The sequence below is a fragment of the Haloplanus salinarum genome, assembly GCF_009762275.1.
Lineage (GTDB): Archaea > Halobacteriota > Halobacteria > Halobacteriales > Haloferacaceae > Haloplanus > Haloplanus salinarum.
Genome location: NZ_CP034345.1, coordinates 1,002,844 through 1,022,030, shown reverse-complemented (window position 1 = coordinate 1,022,030; position 19,187 = coordinate 1,002,844). Strand labels below are relative to the sequence as shown.

Here is a 19,187-nt window from a genome sequence, read left to right as displayed (position 1 = left end):
CGGTCAGGCGCTCCCGTCCTCGCTCTCGGCGTCGGTGCGCCGCCGCCGGTAGACGAACAGCCCTACGCCCACGACCGCGAGGGCGCTGACGGTGATGGGAAGGAATGGCAGGCCCCCGCTCTGTCGCCGTTCGACCGTCACCGGCACCTGATAGGTCCGCGACACCTCCGTGTCGCCGTCCGGAAGTTCGTACTGGAAGTCGAGCGAGACGGGGTACTGCTTCTCGAGGGCGTTCCCGCTCGTGCTCAGGCCGATGGTGATCGTCGCCGTCTCGCCGGGATCGAGCGCGGAGACGATGCCCTCGTCGTCGTCGCTCGCCAGCGGCGACTGGACGAACGCCTTCGCCTCGATGTCACGTAACGGTTCGTCGCCGTGGTTGGTCACGCGGATGTCGAGGGTCGTGGTCCCGCCCGCGACGACGGTCCGGTTGGTCGCCTCGACGCGGAACCGGTCGCGCTGGGGCTCGATCCGGAGGCGGTTTTCGAGCGTGTCGCTCCGGCGGACGTCGCCACGCTGGTTACGGTAGCGGACGCTCACGTTGAACTGCTGGGTGCTCGCGCTCGCGCCGTCGCTCACGGACACGTCGAAGTCGAAGGTGCCGGTCTCGTCGGGTTCGAGGGTTTCGAGCGCGTACTCGTTCGATTCGATCACGACGTTCGGGTTCGACGACGAGAGAACGACGACGGGTTGGCGGGCGGTGTCCGGGCCGCGGTTGACGACGGTGCCGGCGAACTGCCCGTCCTCGCCGACCCGCAGGGATGCGTTCGTCTCCAGGAGTGCGAAGGACTGCTCGCGGTCGGGACGGAGCCCCACCGCCACCGGGTTCGAGGAGCGCGCGATGCCGTCCGTATCCTCGTACTCGACGGTCGCGCTCAGGCTGTAGTTCCTGAGCGCCGCGTCGTCGCCGACGTCGACGGTGTACTCGACCGTCTCGTTCGTGCCGGGATCCCACTCCCCGACGTACCCCGTCGAGGAGGTGGAGCCGCTGAAGGTGAGTTCGTCCGTCGACGAGGAGAGGACGACGCTCGCGTCGCGGGCGGTCCGTGTCCCGTGGTTGCGGAGTTCGACGGCGAGGGTTCCGGTGTCGCCGATCTGTGTCGTCGTCTCGGTGTCGACCACCTCGAACTGCGCCTGGTCGCGCACCCGGAGCGTGACGTATTGGGTCTCCTCGCGGGTGAGGTCGTTGTACTCGGGGGAGCCCACGGAGCTGTACTCGACGCTCACGGTGTAGGCGTAGGAGACGGTGACGGGGATCCGGTATCGCCCGGGGTCGGCGTCCTCGGGGACGGTGATCGATATCGGGCCGGCCGTGGTGGTGCCGCGGGGAACCTCCCCGACGGCGACCCGGCCGGTGTTGATTTCGAACGGGGTGTCGCCGTCCTCGACGTCGACGGCGACGCCGCGGGCGGTGGTGACTCGCTCTTCGTACTCCGCCGGTCCGCCGCGACTCAGACGGCCGTCGTTCGAGAGGACCAGATCGAGCTCCGTCTGCGTTCCCGGTTCGACTTCCGCCGTCGAGCTGTAGACGTCGATGGTCGGGCGACCGATCACGGTCCCTGACGAGGACTGACCGGCCACGACGCCCGTCGCAGCGACGGCGGCGACGACGACGAGGGCGGCGAGGAGGACGTTGCGGTGTGGGGCGTGCATGGATGGGTGGTCGGTTGATAGCTCGGAGGGCCGGCTGCCGACGGGGCTGATCGCCCGCCGACGTGTCGAAACGTCACCTGAGAGGTGGAGGGAACGAGTTATATAACTTGTGAATGAACGTTCAGTCACCGTGGCGTTCGACTCCCCCTTCGGCTCCCCCGCGGACACGCGTACTTCGATCATGCGCGCCACCTACGACGCGTTGATCGAACACGGGTACGAGAACCTGACCATCCAGCGGATCGGGGACGAGTTCCCGAAGAGCAAGTCGCTCATCTACCGGCATTACGACGGCAAGGACGACGTCCTGGTCGCGTTGCTGGAGTTCCTGCTCGATCACCTCAAATCACAGATGCCACAGCCGACGACGGCGGACGCACACGACTGTCTCCGGAACGTGCTCGATTTCGTGCTCGCACCCGACCTCGACGCGGAGCGAGCCGAGCTCACGAACGTGATGGTGGAACTCCGGGGACAGTCGCCGCACAACCGGGTGTTCCGGGAGTACTTCTCGGCCAACGACCGCACCTTCCGACGCGGCCTCGCGGACATCGTGGAACGCGGTATCGAGGAGGGGGTCTATCGCTCGGTCGATCCGGAACCCGTCGCCGAGTTCGTCCTGACGACGATGAGCGGTGCGACGGTCCGCCGGGCGACGACGGAGGACGTCGCCGACGTCGCGGCCGTCCGTCGGGAACTGGACGCGTATCTCGAAGCGCGGCTACTGCGGGCGGAGGAGAGCGGACTCAGTCGACGATGACTCGCCCGGTGCCGTCGACGTGGACCGTGTGATCGTCGTACTCGAATGTGAGACTCCGGTTGGCTCGCTCCGCCGGTGTCCCGGCGAAAAAGGCCTCTAGGGCGTCGGGGTCGACGTACTCCGCGAGAGGGTCGAGTTCGGTTGCCGAGCAATCCTCGACGTCGCTAAGAGCGGCCTGCACGGTGTGGCTCACCGGTTCGCGTCGATCCCAGTCGACCTCCGACCGGTGAAGGGCCGAATCCGACCGCATCCGTGCACTTTCGTCGCTCGTCGCTGACATACCTTTGTCTTCGGGTAGTAGTATTTAACCCTACTGGCGAGATTATCAACCGTGATACTCGAACCTCCGCTGTGGGGCACCAACACTCATCCGGCGGGGCACCGAACGTCGGGTCGACTCGCCATGATACCCGAGGCGTTCGCCGCGTCGACCGTCCCGACACGCTCGCACACATGGAAATCCTGATCCTCGGGGCCGGCAGCCTCGGGAGTCTCATCGGCGGGCTGTTGGCCCGCGCCCACGACGTGACGCTCGTCGGCCGGGACCCGCACGTCGCGGCGGTCCGGGACGCAGGCCTCCGGATCACGGGCGTCGAGACGCTCACGACCCATCCCGCGGCGACGACCGACGCGTCGGGCGCGAGCGCGGACCTCGCGCTCGTGACGGTCAAGGCCTACGACACGCCCGGCGCGGCCGACGCGCTGGCGACCTGTGACGTGGACGCGGTCTGCTCGCTCCAGAACGGGATGGGCAACGAGGAGCGCCTCGCCGCGGGCCTCGACGTCCCGGTGCTCGCGGGGACGACCACCTACGGGGCACGGCTCGCCGATCCCGGTCACGTGGAGTGGCTCGGCCGTGGGCGGGTGACGGTCGGCCCCTGGCGGCCGGTCGACGCCGTCGCTCGCAGCGAGCGCGTGGCTGCGGCCTTCCGCGCGGCCGACATCGACGCCGCGGCGACGACCGACGTGCGTCGCCGACTCTGGGAGAAACTGGCGGTCAACGCGGCGATCAACCCCGTCACGGCGCTGGCCCGCGTCGAGAACGGGGCGTTGACCCCGCCGGGGGCGCTGGCCGAGGTGGCGACGGCCGCCGGGACGGAGACGGCCCGGGTCGCGCGCGCCGACGGGGTCGACCTGTCGACGGCGACGGTACACGAGGCCGTCGAGGACGTCGTCCGCGGGACGGCGCGGAACCGCTCGTCGATGCACCAGGACGTGGCCGGGGGTCGCCGGACGGAGGTCGAAGCGATCAACGGCTACGTGGTCGACCGGGCCGCGGCGGCCGGGGAGTCCGTGCCGGTCAACCGGACGCTCGCGGCGCTGATCCGGGGCTGGGAGGCCGGCGCGGGGCTCCGCTAAGGGGTATCGTTAATTCCCCGGCGGCCGAGTCGGACGACGATGCCAACGGTACAGGAGATCAGGCAGGCGTCGGCGGACGAGGAACCGCTGACGATGCTGACGGCCTACGACGCGCCGACGGCCGAACTCGTCGACGCGGCCGGGATCGACATGATCCTGGTCGGCGACAGCATGGGCAACGCCGTGCTCGGGTACGACTCGACGCTCCCCGTGACGATGGACGACGTGGCGGGCCACACCGGCGCCGTGGTACGGGCGACCGAGGACGCGCTCGTCGTCGCGGACATGCCGTTTCTGAGCTACGGCGCGACCGACGACGCGGGGATCGAGAACGCCGGACGACTCGTCAAGGAGGCGGGTGCGAACGCCGTCAAGATCGAGTCGGGCCCGCACACCGTCGAGTTGACCGAACGCCTCGTCCAACTGGGGATCCCGGTGATGGCCCACCTCGGGTTGACGCCCCAACGTCTCAACCAGGTCGGCGGCTACACCAGACAGGGGACCACCGAGGCCGACGCCCGGGAGATCAGGGACCTCGCGCGGCGCCACGAGGAGGCGGGCGCCTTCTCGCTGGTGCTCGAACACGTCCCCTCGGAGCTGGCTGCCGAGGTGACCGCCGACCTCGACGTCCCGGTGATCGGCATCGGGGCCGGGCCGGAGACGGACGGCCAGGTGCTCGTGTTGACCGACGTCATCGGCCTCTCGGCGTCGCCCCCGCCGTTCGCCGAGTCCTTCGGCGACGTGCGTGGCGAGATAGCGGACGCGGTGGCGTCGTACCGCGAGGCCGTGGAGGACGGCGACTTTCCGGACTAGTCGCCCCGGATCGCCGAGGCCAGGAGCGGGCGCATCATGCCGACCACGGGCGCTTCGGCGCTGTCGGTCCAGATGGCCCGGTGTTTGCGGACGCCGGGCAGGTCCGTCGTGGCGTCGGCGCTGACGAGGAGCGCGTTGCCGTCGACCATACAGACGCTCGTGACGGCGCCGGCGTCGATCGGGACGGCGTCCCACCACGTCCAGGTCTCGACCACCTCGGCGCCGTCGACGGCGTCGGTCAGTCGCTCCCGGATCGCCCCGTCGGGTGACCCGATCACCACCTCGACGTCCCGGTCGACGGCGTCGTCGAGCGCGTCGATCAGGTCGTCCCCGAGGAGGGCGTCGACGGCGACAGCCAGCAACACCTCGTCGTCGGCGTCGCCGACGAGCGTCGCGAGCCGCTCCGAGACGGCCGTCTCGCCTTCCATCGTCCAGACTTCGCCGGCGCTCGACGAGCGATCCGGCGATCCGAGGCGGGGCAGGACCGCCCCGAGGGTGTCGAGGCGGCTCCGACACTCCTGTTCCAGCAGTTCGACCGACTCGCGCGGCGAAACCGCGCGGAACCGTCGCGGCTTCGACTCCTGGACGCTGACGAGACCCCGGTCCTGGAGGGTGTCCATGCTGTCGTAGATCCGCGCGCGCGGCACGTCAGCGACTTCGCTCACCTCCTTCGCCGTGCCCTCGCGCAGGCGCGCAAGCGCCACGAAACATTTCGCCTCGTACTCGGTGAGTTCGAACGTCCGGAGCGTCTCCACTGCCTCCTCGACGAGTGAGTCGATGCCGGCGTCCGAAGATGTGGTTTTGGTCACGACGGGCGTCTCCTGTGTCGCTCCCGCGTTAGGATGACACCACCAAAAAGAGTCGGGTCCGACGGGCGCCGCTTGTGTACCGTCGCCACACTCTGTTTCTATTGGAATCAAAACACAGGAGAAACTATTAAGATACTACCAAACGTAGGGGTAGGTGAGAGGAGCGGACCGCGGCCACGTGCCGCCATCGACAATCATGAGCCACCAGCCCCACTCCCTCCGAGAGGCCGGCGGGGAACAGCACGAGACGACCGACGTCGAGACCGAAGAACGCGTCGACGAGTTCGCCTGTCCGGAGTGTGACGCGGCGCTCGTCGCCGACGAGGCACACGGCGAGACGGTGTGTGAGTCCTGCGGTCTCGTGGTCGAGGAAGACGAGATCGACCACGGGCCGGAGTGGCGTGCCTTCGACTCCAACGAGCGAGCGGAGAAGAGCCGTGTCGGCGCACCGACGACGAAACTCCTCCACGACGACGGTCTCTCCTCGGTCATCGACTGGCAGGACCGGGACGCGAAGGGGCGGACCATCGACGGGAGTAAGCGTCGCAAGCTACAGCGACTCCGGACTTGGGACGAGCGGTTCCGTTCGAAGAGCGCCCAGGAGCGCAACCTGAAGCAGGCGCTCGGCGAGATCGACCGGATGTCGTCGGCGCTGGGGTTGCCCGAGAACGTCCGCGAGACCGCGAGCGTCGTCTACCGCCGCGCGCTCGAGGACGACCTGCTCCGCGGTCGCTCCATCGAGGCGATGGCGACGGCGTCGCTGTACGCCGCCGCCCGCCAGGCCTCGGTTCCGCGGAGTCTCGACGAGTTCGAACCCGTCAGCCGGGTCGAGCGCAAGGAGTTCTCTCGAGCCTACCGCTACATCGTCCGCGAACTCGGCCTCGCCATCGAACCCGCCAACCCCCTCGAATACCTCCCGCGCTTTGCCTCCGATCTCGACCTCGACGGCGAGACGAAGACGCGTGCACGTTCGCTCCTCGAGGAAGGCATGGAGAGCGGCGTCCACAGCGGCAAGAGCCCGGTCGGCCTCGCGGCGGCCGCGCTCTACGCCGCCTCCATCCTCGAAGGGGAGAAAGTGACCCAGAAGGAGGTGTGTTCGGTGAGCGACGTCTCGGAGGTGACGGTCCGCAACCGGTACACCGAACTGCTGGAAGCCGGCACCGACCCCGATGCGGCCCGCGCCGCCTAGGGGCGGATCGCCGTCTTTTGACCCGTGACCGCCAGCGCCGACTTCAGGCGTCCGGCGGCCCCGTCGGCCTCCGCCACGTTCTCCATCAGCACCGTCTCGCTCGGGAACAGATCCTCGCCGACGACGAGGCCGTTATCGCGGGCGGTCGATCCCGTCATCGTGAGGTAGACGCCCAGACCCACGTCCGCGATGGCGGCCTCCTCCTCCGCGGTCGCGTCGGGGTACTGGAACGTCACGTCCTCCAGCGCCCTCGTCCCGAGGACCGCCCGCACGAGGCGTTCGTAGCGCGGCGAGATACAGAGCGGGCCGGCGTAGTCCGTGACGAAGTCCCGATCGAGGTCGGTCCCCGGCGGGAGGGTTTCCGGGGTCGCCAGCAGGGTGTGATACACCGTATCGCCGAGGCCGCTCACGATCCGTACGTCGGTGTCGCGGGGGTCGATCCGCGCGTTCACGTCGGCGATGGTCGCCACGCCCGTCTCGTCGAGCGTGACCACCTCCTCCAACACCAGGTCGGCGCTGTCGAACCCGAGGCCGAACTCGTGGGTCCGGAGCGCCCGGAACGGCTCTTCGCGGCCGATCAACTCCACGGTGACGCCGTCGACCGGCACGGTCGCGCTGTCGAAGACGATCCGCCGCGGTTTCCCCTCGCGGTCGTCTCGGAGCAGGGTGTACTCCGGGTGTGTCGGTTCCGAGAGGTCGGAGTAGGCCGCCAGCCGCTCGTACACGTCGCGCTCGGCCGTCGCCTCGCCCTTGGTGACCGCCTTCTCGTAACGGAGCGTCGACGACACGTCGTCGGCCAGGTCGTCGGCGTCGGCGACGGCGGCGAACCGTTCGAGAACCGCCTCCAGCGGGCGCCCCTTGCGTGGAACGGCGACCCGAACCGTCTCGGTCATTACCGGATCGATGCGGCCGCGGGCTTTACCGATTGCGCTTTTCGCGTCACTCCTCGCCGGTGCCGAACGCGTTGCTGAGGCGGTCCCGGAACGACCGCAGGTCCGCCAGTTCCGACCGGATCTCCTCGATGTCGTCCTCGACGTCCTCGACGGCGGACAGCCCCTCGTCCAGACGCTCCAGGCGCGACTCGATCCGGTCGAGGTCGTCCCCGACCGCCTCCAGTCGCTCGTCCGTCTCCGCAACGGCGTCGGCCGTCTCCGTCACGTCCTCACGGAGGGCGGCGCGGTCGTCGGCGGCCGCCGACAGCGACGCGTCGAGGTCGTCGACCCGGTCGTGCAGGTCGGCCAGGTCCTCGCTCACGTCGCCGAGTACCTCCTCGGCGGTCCCGTTCTCGTCGAGGAAGTCGGCGAGCGCGTCGCGGTAGGCCAGCACGTCCTCCACCTGGGACTGGAGCCGACTCACCCGGACGTCGACGCTCGTCGGCACCTCGCCCTCGAAGGCCTCGCGGAGGACCGCCATGTCGTCGTCGTCGACCGATCCCTCGCGAATCTCCGCGGCGAGGGCCGACGCGACCGATCCGGGCGCTGCCGCGGGCCCAGTGTCGGCCGTCGCGTCCGTCCCGTCGTCGGCCGTCGCGTCCGCCCCGTCGTCGGCCGTCGCGTCCGTCCCGTCGTCGGCCGTTGCCGGTGTCGGCTGCTCCTCGGGCGTGTCGTCGTCTGGCGTCTCGTCCCCTGCCCGCGGATCGAGCGCCGCCGCGGCGTCGGCGGATCCCACCGCTTCCGGTTCGTCGTCGTCCGCCTCGTCCGGCGCCTCGGCATCCTCCGCCTCGCTCCCGTCCGCGCTTCCCGCGTCGACGGCGTCCACCGACTCGTCCCGGTCGCGCATGGCGGCGGAGAGGTCGTCGTCGGTCGAGCGGGGCGTGACCTCGTCGTCGGTCGAGCGGGGTGTGACCTCCTCGTCGGTCGAGCGGGGCGTGACCTCGTCGTCGAGGAGCGGCTCCGGCGTCGAATCGTCCGCCTCCTCGGTGTCCTCCGGGGCCGAGAGGTCGGTCGTTCCCTCCCCGGAGAGGGCGTCGCGGACGACCTGTGTCGTCTCGCGACCGAGGACGTCGTCGCTTCCCGCGTCGCCGTCCGCGTCCTCTTCGGCGTCGCCCGTGTCGACGTCCATCAGTTCGACCGTCGGTTCCTCGAGGAAGGCCTCCGCCTCGTCGGGGTCGTCGATGCGGATACCGTACACCGTGAGCACGGATTCACCGGGTTCGAGCGTTCGCTCGTAGGCGACCCGGTGGTCGCGGTAGGCCGTCCAGTTGTCGCTGTCGTAGTCCGGGTGGAAGCCGACGCCCTCCATCGCGAACGACTCGGGGATTCGGTCGACGAGTCGGATTCTGGTCGGGTCGTCGGCGAGCGATTCGATCTCGAAGGCAATGGCCGGAACTGGAAACCGATCGGCCTCGAAGTCCTTCCCCACGCGGACTTCCCCCGTCGACACGGACACCGGGGTCTCGGGGTCTGAGTCGTTCGCCATGCGCCATACCTTTCCCAGTAGTAGCATAAAACAACCGGCGGCGAATTTCATCGACGTGACATCCTCGCCGGCGACTCGGCGAACGTCCCGAGGCGTTCCCAGCCACCGGGGGCAGTCACCGCCGTTTATATCCTCGACGGGTCAACGTCGATACATGAACGGACGAACGAACGGGTGCACGACGGCACGACGATCGACCGGGGGCAAGTAGCCGATGTACGACTCCATCCTGGTTCCGACCGACGGCAGTGCCGGTGCCGAGACGGCGGCCGAGCACGCTTTCTCGCTCGCCGCCGCCTTCGACGCCGAGGTGACCGTCCTCAGCGTCGTCGACGCGGGACCGGTCGGGGACGCGGTCGCCGACCGGCGGGAGGCACTGGAGCAGGCAGCCCAGGAGTCCGTCGAGGCGGTCGCGCGGAACGCCGACGACGAGCTGCCGGTCCGCACGGCGGTCAAGCGGGGCCGTCCGTACGAGACGATCCGCGAGTACATCGACCACGCGGGGATCGACCTCGTCACGATGGGGACGCACGGTCGAACGGGGCTCGACCGCCTGTTGCTCGGGAGCGTCGCCGAGCGCGTCGTCCGGACGAGTCCGGTGCCGGTGCTCACGGCCCGTGCCGACGACGGTGATGCCGACGGCGCCGTCGCCGGCGTCGACTCGACGTACGAGTCGGTGTTGGTGCCGACCGACGGAAGCGAGGCGGCGACGGCGGCGGTCGAACACGCCCTCGCCGTCGCGGAACGGTACGACGCGACCGTTCACGTGCTCTCGGTGGTCGACATGGAGGCGCTGGCCGGCGCCTCGAGTGTCGGCATGAGCGTCCCCGACATCGCTCAGGACTTGGAGGCGGAGCACGAAGCGGCCGCCGAAACGATCGCGGACCGGTGTGAGCGCCGGGGGATCGAGGTGGAGATACGGGTCGAACAGGGCACACCCCACCGAGCCATCGACCGGTACGTCGACGAGAGGGGCATCGATCTCGTGACGATGGGCACCCACGGGCGGACGGGACTCGACCGCCTGTTGCTCGGGAGCGTGACCGACCGCGTGATCCGAACGAGTTCGGTGCCGGTGCTCACGGTGCGATGATCTATAGTAGCGATTGAAAGTCATTACACAGCCGATCGCAGTACTGTGTACGGTCGGCTGTGCAAACAGTTTCAATCGCTACTATAGAGGTCGATCCGGTCGCCGATCTCGACGACGTCCAGCCGGTCCGGGTGGTCGAACCCCCGCGCGTGGTGGTGGAGGACCGTCGGATCGGCGGTGAGACGCTTCCACATGTCCCAGTGGCTCGGCACCAGTCGGTCGAGTTCGAGGTCGTTCGCCGCGCGGATCACGTCGTTCTCGTCGGCGTACCACTGCGTCCGTTTCGGCTCCCGTGTCTCCTTGTCGGGGAGCATCCCCACCGAACCGAACGCGAGGACGCCGAGGTCGAGGTCGAACCGGTCCGCGAGTTCGGGGAAAGAGTCGGCGGGACGGGTGTCGCCGCCGTGGAAGACCGTCCCCGCGTCGCTCTCGATCACGTAGCCGACGGGGTGCTCGGCGTCGGGGTCGTTCACCGGGACGACGTGGACGGTGAACTCCCCGACCTCGAACCGGTCGCCCTCGGCGACGGTGACGAACTGGTCCGCGACGACGCCCCACTCCTCGGTCCAGGTCTCGCCCTCGACGACGGCCATGCTCGCGTCCGGCGCGTAGTAGTCGGCACCGGTCGCGGACAGGATCGGCGCTTGCGTCGGCCCGTGGACGTGATCGGAGTGCTCGTGCGTGGCGAGCACCGCGTCGGCCTCGACGACGTCCGTCGGATCGAAGGGGACGGGGATCATCCGCACCGTTCGTGGCGGGTCGCCGATGCCGAGGTACGGATCGATGAAGAGGGTCGTCCCGTCCGCGCCCTTCAGGACGAACCCGTTACAGCCCAGATACCAGACCGCGACCGTGTCCGGATCGGCCTCGGCCACGGCGGCCGGCAGCCAGTCTCCCCAGTCGCTCTCGCCCAGTTCGTGTGCCATATCCGCCCTCGGGTCGGTCGCGGGCTAAGCGTTGTGGTCGGCCGCGTCTCGCCCCCGGCTGTCGATCGTTCGGCGTTCTCGGGAAACGGTTATGTGTCGCCCTCGAAACCGTGGTGACGATGGGATCGTCGGACCCCTCGAACACGGGGCCGCGGGGCTACGCCTTCGAGGATATCGAAGTACTCGATCGTATCGGCGCGGGCGGGACCGCCGACGTCTACCGGGCGCGGATCGACGGCGTCGAGGGGGACCGCCGGATCGCACTCAAGACGCCGCGCCTCTCCGATTACGAGACCGTCGAGGCTTCCTTCTTCGACGACTTCGTCGAGGAGGCGAGCATCTGGAACCGGCTCGACGACCACGAGGGCATCGTCGACGTACTGGACTGGGGGACGGAGCCGTACCCCTGGATCGCGATGGAGTACATGGACGCCGGTCACCTGGGCGACCGTGCGCCCGACCTCCCCCTCGAACGGCGGGTCGACCTCTTCGCCGACGTCTGTGACGCCGTGTTTCACGCCCACAGACACGGGATCACACACGGCGACCTCAAGCCCGAGAACGTCCTGCTCACGCGGTCGGACGGGGAACTGGTCCCGAAGGTCGGGGACTGGGGGTTGGCGACGGTCCTGCTCGAACACTCGCGGTCGCGGGACGGGTTGACGATGGCGTACTCCGCACCGGAACAGATCGATCCCGACACACACGGCCGAACCGACGACCGTACGGACATCTACCAGCTCAGCGCCGTCGCGTACGAACTGTTCACGGGATCGACGCCGTTCGACGCGGCGGGCACCGGGGAACTCGTCCACCGGATCCTGCACGACCGGCCGACACCGCCGTCCGAGCGGGCCGACGTTCCCGCGCCCCTCGACGACGCGATCCTCACGGGGCTCGAACGGGACCGGGAGGACCGCTACGAGACGGTCCTGTACCTCCGCGACGCCGTCGAAGAGGCGATGTCGGCGGGCCGGACGACGCCGGACGGGACGGCGACCGACGACCGATCCGGACCGGCGGACGACCCCGACGACACCGAGGACGACGCCGGACGCAGCGTCGGCGGCGGACCGGCGACCGAACCGGACGTAGGAACGACGGCCGACGCCACCTCGACGACCGACGGGCGGACGGTGACCGAGTCGGCCACCTCCGACGAGGGTCGGGGGCCGTCCGATCCGACCGAAACCGGTACCGTGACACTCGACGCGGCGAGCGACGACGCGGAGTCCGGTGGACTGATCGCCCGGCTCCACCGACCGGTCGAGTCGCTGGCGACCGGTCGCGGCGTCGCTGCCAGCGTCGCGTTCGCCGTTCACTACCCCCGGTCGATCGACCGGCGAACCCTGCGCAACTGGTGGGCGGTCGTGCTCGCGTCGACACTGGTGGTTCCGGCACCGCTCGTGATGGGGTTCGTCCTGGAGGCGATCCGCGGGGCGGCCGACGGCCGCGCACTGGAGTTTCGGCTGGGCGACGGGGCCTGGGCGGACCACTACCGACGCGGACTGGTGGGGTACGCACTCCCTCTCGGGCCCTTCCTGTTGTTCGCGGCCGTCGCCGAGCCGGGCGGCGCCGCCGCCAGCGCCACGACCGCCGAAGGGCTCGCGGCCACCCTGACGCTCGTCTCCTGGGTGCTCCTCCCGGGTCTGCTCTCGACGTACGCCACGGGGGGACTCTCGGCGCTCGCAACCCAGGCCCACTGGCGGGGGTACGCGACGCGGCACTACGTCGGGACGTTCGCGGGCACCCTCCTCGTGGGAGTGATCGCCTACTTCGTCGCGACGGGTCTCGCCCTCACCATCGTCGGCATCGTCGTCGCGTATCTGTACCCCATGGTCGCCGTCGGTGGGTTCCTGGGCCGACGCGTCCGGCCCGCCGACTGAGCGGAGCCGTTTTGTCCGTGGGCGCGCGAGAGCCGCCATGACTCGCGACGAACTCCCGCGGCTCCGGACGGTCGCGGACTACCAGTTCGGGGCCGGCGCCGGCCGGGCGCTCTTCCCGCCCGACGAGGCGCCGACGGTGACGCGCTCGACGAGCGGTCGCCCCCGGCAGGTCCGCGTCGACGCCGGTCGACTCGTCTCCTACGGCACCGACGGCCGGTTCACGCTCGGCCTCGAGGGTGGCCGACGGCTGGTCGACGCGCTCCCCGATCCGGAGGCACGCGTCGTCGTCGGCTCCGAGAGCGAGCCGTTCGTCCGCGACGGCAAGAACGTCTTCGCGAAGTTCGTCCGGGCCGTCGACGACGACGTACGCCCGCGCGACGAGGTGGCGGTGGTCCACGACGACGGCGACCTGCTGGCCGTGGGCCGGGCGGAACTCGCTGCCGACGCCATGCGCGACTTCGAGACGGGGATGGCGGTGAAGGTGCGCGCCGGCGCCGATTAGAGGTACGGCGCCAGGCCGAGCGCCCGCACGAGCGACACGCCCGCGAGAGTCGATCCGAGGAGGTAGCCGCCGATGGCGCCGCCGTTCAGGAGCGGCAGACCGGCGTGAGCGCGTCCCTTCATCACCGCCCACAGCAGGACGCCGAGCCCGAGGAAGGTCCCAACCATCGCCAGGAGCGCGGGGAGGTTGAGCGCGGGGAGGGCGGCCACGCCGAGCGACGGCGCCGGCGAGAAGAAGGCGCCGCTCGCGACCATCACCGTCGGCATCACGGCGTCGCCGAGGCCGATGAAGAAGGCGTCCCGTTCGCCCTCGGCGCCGTCCGCATCGTCGCTCCCCTCGCCGTCCGCCGCCACCGGATCGTCGTCCTCGTGGACCTCGTTCGCGCCGCCGAAGTCGTCGTCGAGCAGCGAGTACGAGAGCGTGAGCGGGACGACGAGGATGACGGGCACGCGGAGGTCCATCACGCCCTCGGCGAGGCTGAGCATGTGGCGGGTCCCGTAGACGCTGATGGCGTCGTACACCGCGAGCACGGACAGGAGAACGATGGCGGGCAGGAGGCCGAAACTGATGCCGAACAGGGCGCCGGCGCCGATGCCCATCACCACGCCGGCGCCGTCGATGACGTACCACTCGGGGTAGACCAGCAACGCGACGGCGACGCCGACCGAGAGGGCGACCGCGAGGACGTTGACGGCGCCGACGACGACCAGCGGCGGGGTGACGACGCCGAAGACGTACCACGAGACGAGGGCACTGGAGAGGACGACGACCGCCCGGACAGCCCGCTCGAAGGCGTACTTGAAGGCCGCGAGCATCGCCCCTGTGGCGACGAGGATGGCGGCGAAGTAGACGAGGCTGTTGGTCGGGTCGGAGGGGTCCTCGACGGCCTGATAGCCGGCCGTCTCGAACGGGCCGACCATCGCCAGCGCGCCGACCTGGACGAGCAAGAACAGCGCCGCGGCGACGGCGACGCCACGGGCCTCGCGTGCGTTCATGCTCGTCCGTTGGTCGGGGGGTGGTTTGGTGGTTGCGACTCTCCGTCCGATCCCGTGTCGTGGGCGGGTCCGCGGGTCGACGGCCGATCCGCCCAGTCGATACGGTCAACACCGTGGGCCCCCTCTTCCCGCCGATGTCCTCCCTCGCGGAAGCCCTCCGGTTCGTCACTCGTCGGATCGCTCGACTGCGTGGCCGGTCGCCACGGTCGCTCGGCGGCGGCGCACTCATCGCCCTGGCGGTGATCGCCGCCGTCGGCTGGTATTTCCGTCCGTGGCTGCACGGCATCGTCTACGCGATATACACGACGCCGATCCTCCCCGTCGCCCTGCTCGTCGCCGGCCTCGTGGTGTACGGCCTCCACCAGCGAACGACCCTGGTCGGCCCACAGGTCGCGCTCGCCGTGTTCCTGCTCGTCCTCGTCGTCGGGAGCGGAGTCGCGGGGTTGCTGGCCGGCGAACGGCTCGGCAAATCGACCCTCGAGTCGGCGACGACGGCCGACTCGCTCGCCGAGACCGACTCGGGGATGCCGCGTGTCGTCCCGAAAAGCGTCGCCGCGCGGTACGCCTCGAACACGCTCAACTTCCCCCAGTACCGAATCACCGGAAGCGACGTGACCGTCGACGACGGAACGCCCTACTGGTCGTACGCACTCGCGCCGGACGGGACGTACAACCACTTCACCAAGCGACAGCACGGGACCGTCCTCATCGACATGACCGAGCAGAACGCCGAGGTGCGGACGATCACCGGCGACTTGGAGCGCGGCATCGGGCCGGCGTTTTACAACAACTACCGGTTCGAACTGCTCAAGCGCGGCCAGTATCTCGTCGACTACGGCGACCCGTTCATGGTCGTCAACGATGGCGAGCAGTACATCGCGGTCCCGTACACGACGCCGACCTTCCACTGGGCGCCGCTCCCGTACACGACGCCGGAGTGGGGTGGGGTCGCGCTGATCGACGGCGACGGCAACGTCGAGGACCTCAGCCCCGAGGAGGCGCGTCGCCACCCGGCGCTCGAAGAGCAGAAGCTCTACCCGTTCGCCCTCGCCCGCAAAAAGGTCGCGACGACGAAATACCGGCGCGGGATCGTCAACACGTTCACGAGCCACGAGGACGAAATCGAGGTGGCACCCGTTCCGGGCGCGGACAACGACCAACCGTTCTTGGTGTTCACCGAAGACGGGCCGGAGTACGTCGTCGCGGTCGAACCGTACGGCGAGGCCCAGGGGCTCAAGGAGATCTGGACCGTCGACAGCCGGACCGGCGACTACGAGGTGTACACCCCCGACCAGTCGCTGTTCGGCGCCAGGAAGGCGACCGACTACGTTCGGCAGGCGGCACGGACGACCGACTGGAACCGGTTCACCCCCTCGGAGCCAGTCCCCGTCGTCGTGGACGGGCAACTCTACTGGCAGGTTCGTGTCGTTCCTGGCGATAGCAGTGGTATCGCGTACATCGCGTTCGTCCACGCCCGGTCGAGCGACGTGCAGGAGGTCTCGACGACCCGCGAGGTCGTCGCGTTCCTCGACGGCGACGTCGGCGCCGCCGACGACGGCTCGACGGAGGGGCGCCGTCCCTCGCTGATCGTCCAGCGCGTCGCGCCGAACGGCACCGTCGTCGGGACGCTTGCGGTCTACGGCAACGAATCCGTCCGGGTCGTGCAAGGTACTGCGACGGCGACGAACGGGACGGCGACGAACGGGACGGCGACGAACGGGACGGCGACCGCGGCGGCCTGACGCTCGGTGCCGGGCCGCCGCGGGGTGTGGCCGTGACGACCCGGGGCTAGCGCGTGTACAGTTTCTCGCCGAGGAGGTCGGGCAACCGGATGCGGTCGTCGGGCGAGACGGCGAGGTAGGGGCGGTCGACGGGCCCGAAGACGTCGACGACGCGACCCACGCCCGAGAGCGACTCGTCGACGGCCATCGTGCCGATGTCGGGTGCGTCGTCGCCGTCGTCGCCGTCGTCGGGGCGGACGATGGCGAGACCCTGTGCGGTCCGGGTGACGGTGCCGAGACGGCGCACGGTCAGTCCCGTAGGATCGCCACGTAGGCCGCGACGGCCTGGACGAGGTCGGTCTTCGAGGCGTCGTCCGCCCCCTTGACGAGCACCCGGCCGCGGGGTTCGTACTCCCGAGGGTAGGTCTTGTCGCGTTCGATGACCGCGTCGTAGCCGACCTGCTGGACGGACTCGGCGATCTCGTCGACCGTCGGGTCGTCGATCGCCTCGTCGAGGGGGACGCGCCGCCCTTCGGCGCGACTCTTCGTCGCGTCCAGGTAGGCCGGCCAGATGACGTTCTCCACCATACGGACACGCCGCGGGCCGACCCTAATACGGTTTTGGATGGGGGCGGTGATCTTCACCCGGAGCGTCCCCCGGCCCGGGCGGATCGGCCGGGTCCCGGAGGCCGGCTCGCTCCCCGTCGTACAACAAGCCTTTACCCACTGTAAGCAGGGTTTAGTGTATGCACGTCGGCGTTCGGACGGGCGCGTGGGTCGGCGGGTTGTCCGCCACGCTCGTGGCCGTGGCGCTCGTCAGTTCCGCCGTCGGCCCGGTCACCATCGGCGTCGGGAGCGTCGCCGACATCGCGCTCGCGGCCCTCCTCGGTGGGACCAGCGACGCCCCGACGACCCACCGGACCATCGTCCTCTCGATCCGGATGCCCCGGATCGCCCTGGGTGCCGTCGTCGGTTTCGCGCTCGCGGCCGCGGGGACGGTCATGCAGGGCTTCTTCCGGAACCCCATGGCCGACCCCTCCATCGTCGGCGTCTCCGCGGGGGCGGCCACCGGCGCCGTCGCCGCCATCGTCGCGCCCGTCTCGGTGCCTTTCGGCCTGCCCGCGGCCGCCTTCGCCGGCGCCCTGCTCGCCGCCTTCGGCGTCTACCTCATCGCGAGCGAGGGCGGCCGGACGCCCGTCGAGACGCTGTTGCTCGCCGGTATCGCGGTCCAGACGTTCCTCGGGGCGGTCGTCTCCTTTCTCCTCGTCAACGCGGGTCGTGACCTCCGGGAGGCCATCTACTGGCTGATGGGCCACCTCCACGACAGCACGTGGACCGAGGCGACCGTCGCCGCGGCCGTCGTCGTCCCCGGCTTCTTCGCCCTGCTCGCCTACGCGCGCGACCTGAACGTCCTCCTCCTCGGCGAGGAGGACGCCCACTCGCTGGGCATCGAGGTCGAGCGCACGAAGCGACTCCTCCTCGCCGTCTCGAGTCTCCTGACCGCGGCCGCCGTCGCCGTCGCCGGCGTCATCGGCTTCGTCGGCCTCGTCGTCCCGCACGTCATGCGGCTGCTCGTCGGTCCCGATCACCGCATCCTCCTCCCCACGAGCGCGCTGGCCGGCGCCGCCTTCCTCGTCGCCACGGACACGATTGCCCGCTCCGGCACCGCCGAGGTTCCGGTCGGCATCGTCACCGCCGCCGTCGGCGCCCCTTTCTTCCTCTACCTGCTCCGAAACCGCGAGGTGAACGCGCCGTGACCGACCCCGCAATCGCCGTCGACGACGTCGTCGTCGAGTTCGGGGGCGTGACCGTCCTCGACGGGGTGTCGACGACCGTCCCCTCGGGAACCTTCGTCGGTCTCGTCGGCCCCAACGGCGCGGGGAAGACGACGCTGCTCCGGACGATCACCGGCGCGCTCGACCCCACCGCGGGGAGCGTCGCGGTGACCGGTGAGCGACTCGCAGACCGCTCCTCCCGCGCGGCGAGTCGTCTCGTGGCGACCGTCCCCCAGTCCACCGCCTCGACGTTCGCGTTCGACGTGCGCCGGATCGTGGCGATGGGCCGGACGCCCCACGTGGACCGACTCGGCTCGCCCACCCCCGCCGACCGGCGGGCGGTCGCGACGGCGATGGAACGGACCGACGTCACCGACTTCGCCGACCGCCCGGTGACCGAGGTCAGCGGCGGCGAGCGCCAGCGGGTGTTCCTCGCCCGCGCGCTCGCCCAGGACACGCCCGTCCTCCTCCTCGACGAGCCGACATCGGACCTCGACGTGAACCACCAGGTGCGGACGCTGGAACTCGTCGCGGCCCTCGTCGAGGAGGGGCGGACCGTCGTCGCCGCCATCCACGACCTCGACCTGGCGGCGCGGTACTGCGACGAACTCCGCCTGCTCGCGGACGGCCGGATCCGGGCCGCCGGCCCGCCCGAGTCGGTCCTCACCGACGCGACCGTCGAGGCCGCGTTCGACACCCGGGCGACGGTCGTCGACCACCCCGTCACCGGCACGGCGTCGGTGACCGCGTTCGCCGGCGTGGACGCGGGCGACGCCGCCGGTCGCGTCCACGTCGTCGGCGGCGGCGGCGCGGCCACGCCCCTCCTCCACCGCCTCGACGCCGCCGGCTTCGACCTCTCGGTCGGCCCCGTCGGCGCGGCCGACCGCGACGCCGAGACGGCGCGGGCCCTCGACGCCGACCCCGTGACCGTCCCGCCGTACGCGTCCGTTGACGACGCGACCCGCGCCACCGTCGCCGAGCGCGTCCGCCGTGCCGACGCCACCGTGGTCGCTCCCGTCGCCGTCGCCGACGGCAACCTCCCCGCACTCCGGGTCGCCGGCGAAACCACGTCGCTCGTCGTCGTCGACGGCGGCCCCTTCGAGGCGCGCAACCACGCCGGTGCCGCCGGCCGACGGGTGGACGCGACGCTCCGGGAGCGTGGCCACGTGGTCGCCGCCGCCGACCTCGTCGACGCCGTTCGGACTGCGGTCGCCGCCGACGGCGACGGCGTCCGCTCCCAGTACGGGAGCGTCGACTCCGACGGCCCCCGCCCCTGATCGGGCCGAAACGC

Annotated in this window: 19 protein-coding genes; 10 read left to right on the top strand and 9 right to left on the bottom strand. The window is 70.3% G+C overall.

What is annotated here, in order from left to right; genetic code table 11:
• Positions 1-3 precede the first annotated feature (3 nt).
• The gene (locus tag EI982_RS06490; protein ID WP_233255299.1) at positions 4-1,650 is read right to left on the bottom strand and encodes a COG1361 S-layer family protein; all 1,647 of its coding nucleotides are present in this window, start codon (positions 1,648-1,650) and stop codon (positions 4-6) included.
• Between the two features lie 130 nt (positions 1,651-1,780).
• Here EI982_RS06490 and EI982_RS06485 point away from each other — a divergent pair, with 130 nt between their 5' ends.
• Positions 1,781-2,410: a TetR/AcrR family transcriptional regulator gene (locus tag EI982_RS06485; protein ID WP_199243754.1), complete on the top strand. Its 630-nt coding sequence runs from the start codon at positions 1,781-1,783 to the stop codon at positions 2,408-2,410.
• Here the strand turns inward: EI982_RS06485 and EI982_RS06480 are convergent.
• The gene (locus EI982_RS06480; protein ID WP_157688731.1) at positions 2,397-2,690 is read right to left on the bottom strand and encodes a HalOD1 output domain-containing protein; all 294 of its coding nucleotides are present in this window, start codon (positions 2,688-2,690) and stop codon (positions 2,397-2,399) included. The two genes, EI982_RS06485 and EI982_RS06480, sit on opposite strands and share 14 nt — an antisense overlap.
• A 173-nt stretch (positions 2,691-2,863) precedes the next feature.
• Between EI982_RS06480 and EI982_RS06475 the strand changes: the two genes are divergently transcribed.
• Together EI982_RS06475 and panB are read left to right on the top strand one after the other, a co-directional pair.
• The gene (locus EI982_RS06475) at positions 2,864-3,769 is read left to right on the top strand and encodes a ketopantoate reductase family protein (protein WP_157688730.1); all 906 of its coding nucleotides are present in this window, start codon (positions 2,864-2,866) and stop codon (positions 3,767-3,769) included.
• A 39-nt stretch (positions 3,770-3,808) separates the two neighbouring features.
• The gene (gene panB, locus EI982_RS06470; protein WP_157688729.1) at positions 3,809-4,582 is read left to right on the top strand and encodes a 3-methyl-2-oxobutanoate hydroxymethyltransferase; all 774 of its coding nucleotides are present in this window, start codon (positions 3,809-3,811) and stop codon (positions 4,580-4,582) included.
• Here the strand turns inward: panB and EI982_RS06465 are convergent.
• The gene (locus EI982_RS06465) at positions 4,579-5,391 is read right to left on the bottom strand and encodes a TrmB family transcriptional regulator (protein ID WP_157688726.1); all 813 of its coding nucleotides are present in this window, start codon (positions 5,389-5,391) and stop codon (positions 4,579-4,581) included. The two genes, panB and EI982_RS06465, sit on opposite strands and share 4 nt — an antisense overlap.
• 196 nt (positions 5,392-5,587) lie before the next feature.
• On the opposite strand from EI982_RS06465, the gene EI982_RS06460 reads away from it, so the two are divergent.
• Positions 5,588-6,580 carry a transcription initiation factor IIB gene (locus tag EI982_RS06460; protein WP_157688724.1) on the top strand — a complete coding sequence of 331 codons (993 nt, stop codon included), beginning with the start codon at positions 5,588-5,590 and terminating at the stop codon, positions 6,578-6,580.
• On the opposite strand, the gene EI982_RS06455 is transcribed toward EI982_RS06460, so the two are convergent.
• Positions 6,577-7,473 (bottom strand): phosphoribosyltransferase HisG-related protein, encoded by an 897-nt coding sequence (locus EI982_RS06455; RefSeq protein WP_157688722.1) that lies wholly within the window; start codon positions 7,471-7,473, stop codon positions 6,577-6,579. The genes EI982_RS06460 and EI982_RS06455 overlap by 4 nt on opposite strands.
• 46 nt (positions 7,474-7,519) lie before the next feature.
• The gene (locus tag EI982_RS06450) at positions 7,520-8,998 is read right to left on the bottom strand and encodes a hypothetical protein (RefSeq protein ID WP_157688720.1); all 1,479 of its coding nucleotides are present in this window, start codon (positions 8,996-8,998) and stop codon (positions 7,520-7,522) included.
• Between the two features lie 214 nt (positions 8,999-9,212).
• Between EI982_RS06450 and EI982_RS06445 the strand changes: the two genes are divergently transcribed.
• A complete protein-coding gene (locus EI982_RS06445; RefSeq protein ID WP_157688718.1) occupies positions 9,213-10,091 on the top strand; it encodes a universal stress protein in 879 nt (292 codons plus the stop codon).
• A 71-nt stretch (positions 10,092-10,162) separates the two neighbouring features.
• On the opposite strand, the gene EI982_RS06440 is transcribed toward EI982_RS06445, so the two are convergent.
• The gene (locus tag EI982_RS06440; RefSeq protein WP_157691080.1) at positions 10,163-11,005 is read right to left on the bottom strand and encodes an MBL fold metallo-hydrolase; all 843 of its coding nucleotides are present in this window, start codon (positions 11,003-11,005) and stop codon (positions 10,163-10,165) included.
• A gap of 131 nt (positions 11,006-11,136) precedes the next feature.
• Between EI982_RS06440 and EI982_RS06435 the strand changes: the two genes are divergently transcribed.
• Both EI982_RS06435 and EI982_RS06430 read left to right on the top strand, forming a co-directional pair.
• Complete coding sequence (locus EI982_RS06435; RefSeq protein WP_157688717.1) at positions 11,137-12,903, top strand: serine/threonine-protein kinase; 1,767 nt, start codon at positions 11,137-11,139, stop codon at positions 12,901-12,903.
• A gap of 37 nt (positions 12,904-12,940) precedes the next feature.
• The gene (locus EI982_RS06430; RefSeq protein WP_157688715.1) at positions 12,941-13,405 is read left to right on the top strand and encodes a PUA domain-containing protein; all 465 of its coding nucleotides are present in this window, start codon (positions 12,941-12,943) and stop codon (positions 13,403-13,405) included.
• Here the strand turns inward: EI982_RS06430 and EI982_RS06425 are convergent.
• On the bottom strand, positions 13,402-14,400 hold the full coding sequence (locus tag EI982_RS06425) for a presenilin family intramembrane aspartyl protease PSH (RefSeq protein WP_157688714.1): 999 nt from the start codon (positions 14,398-14,400) through the stop codon (positions 13,402-13,404). The genes EI982_RS06430 and EI982_RS06425 overlap by 4 nt on opposite strands.
• 134 nt (positions 14,401-14,534) lie before the next feature.
• Here EI982_RS06425 and EI982_RS06420 point away from each other — a divergent pair, with 134 nt between their 5' ends.
• Positions 14,535-16,142 carry a hypothetical protein gene (locus EI982_RS06420; RefSeq protein WP_199243753.1) on the top strand — a complete coding sequence of 536 codons (1,608 nt, stop codon included), beginning with the start codon at positions 14,535-14,537 and terminating at the stop codon, positions 16,140-16,142.
• A 46-nt stretch (positions 16,143-16,188) separates the two neighbouring features.
• Here the strand turns inward: EI982_RS06420 and EI982_RS06415 are convergent, their stop codons facing one another.
• Positions 16,189-16,428, bottom strand: coding sequence for an H/ACA ribonucleoprotein complex subunit GAR1 (locus EI982_RS06415; RefSeq protein ID WP_157688713.1), 240 nt, complete (start codon positions 16,426-16,428; stop codon positions 16,189-16,191).
• Between the two features lie 2 nt (positions 16,429-16,430).
• Positions 16,431-16,709, bottom strand: a complete 279-nt coding sequence (gene srp19, locus EI982_RS06410) for a signal recognition particle subunit SRP19 (RefSeq protein WP_157688712.1) — start codon at positions 16,707-16,709, stop codon at positions 16,431-16,433.
• Positions 16,710-16,867: 158 nt separating this feature from the next.
• On the opposite strand from srp19, the gene btuC reads away from it, so the two are divergent.
• Positions 16,868-17,878, top strand: a complete 1,011-nt coding sequence (gene btuC / locus EI982_RS06405) for a vitamin B12 ABC transporter permease BtuC (protein WP_157688710.1) — start codon at positions 16,868-16,870, stop codon at positions 17,876-17,878.
• The gene (locus EI982_RS06400) at positions 17,875-19,173 is read left to right on the top strand and encodes an ABC transporter ATP-binding protein (RefSeq protein WP_157688708.1); all 1,299 of its coding nucleotides are present in this window, start codon (positions 17,875-17,877) and stop codon (positions 19,171-19,173) included. Before btuC ends, EI982_RS06400 begins: the two co-directional genes overlap by 4 nt.
• Positions 19,174-19,187: the final 14 nt, after the last annotated feature.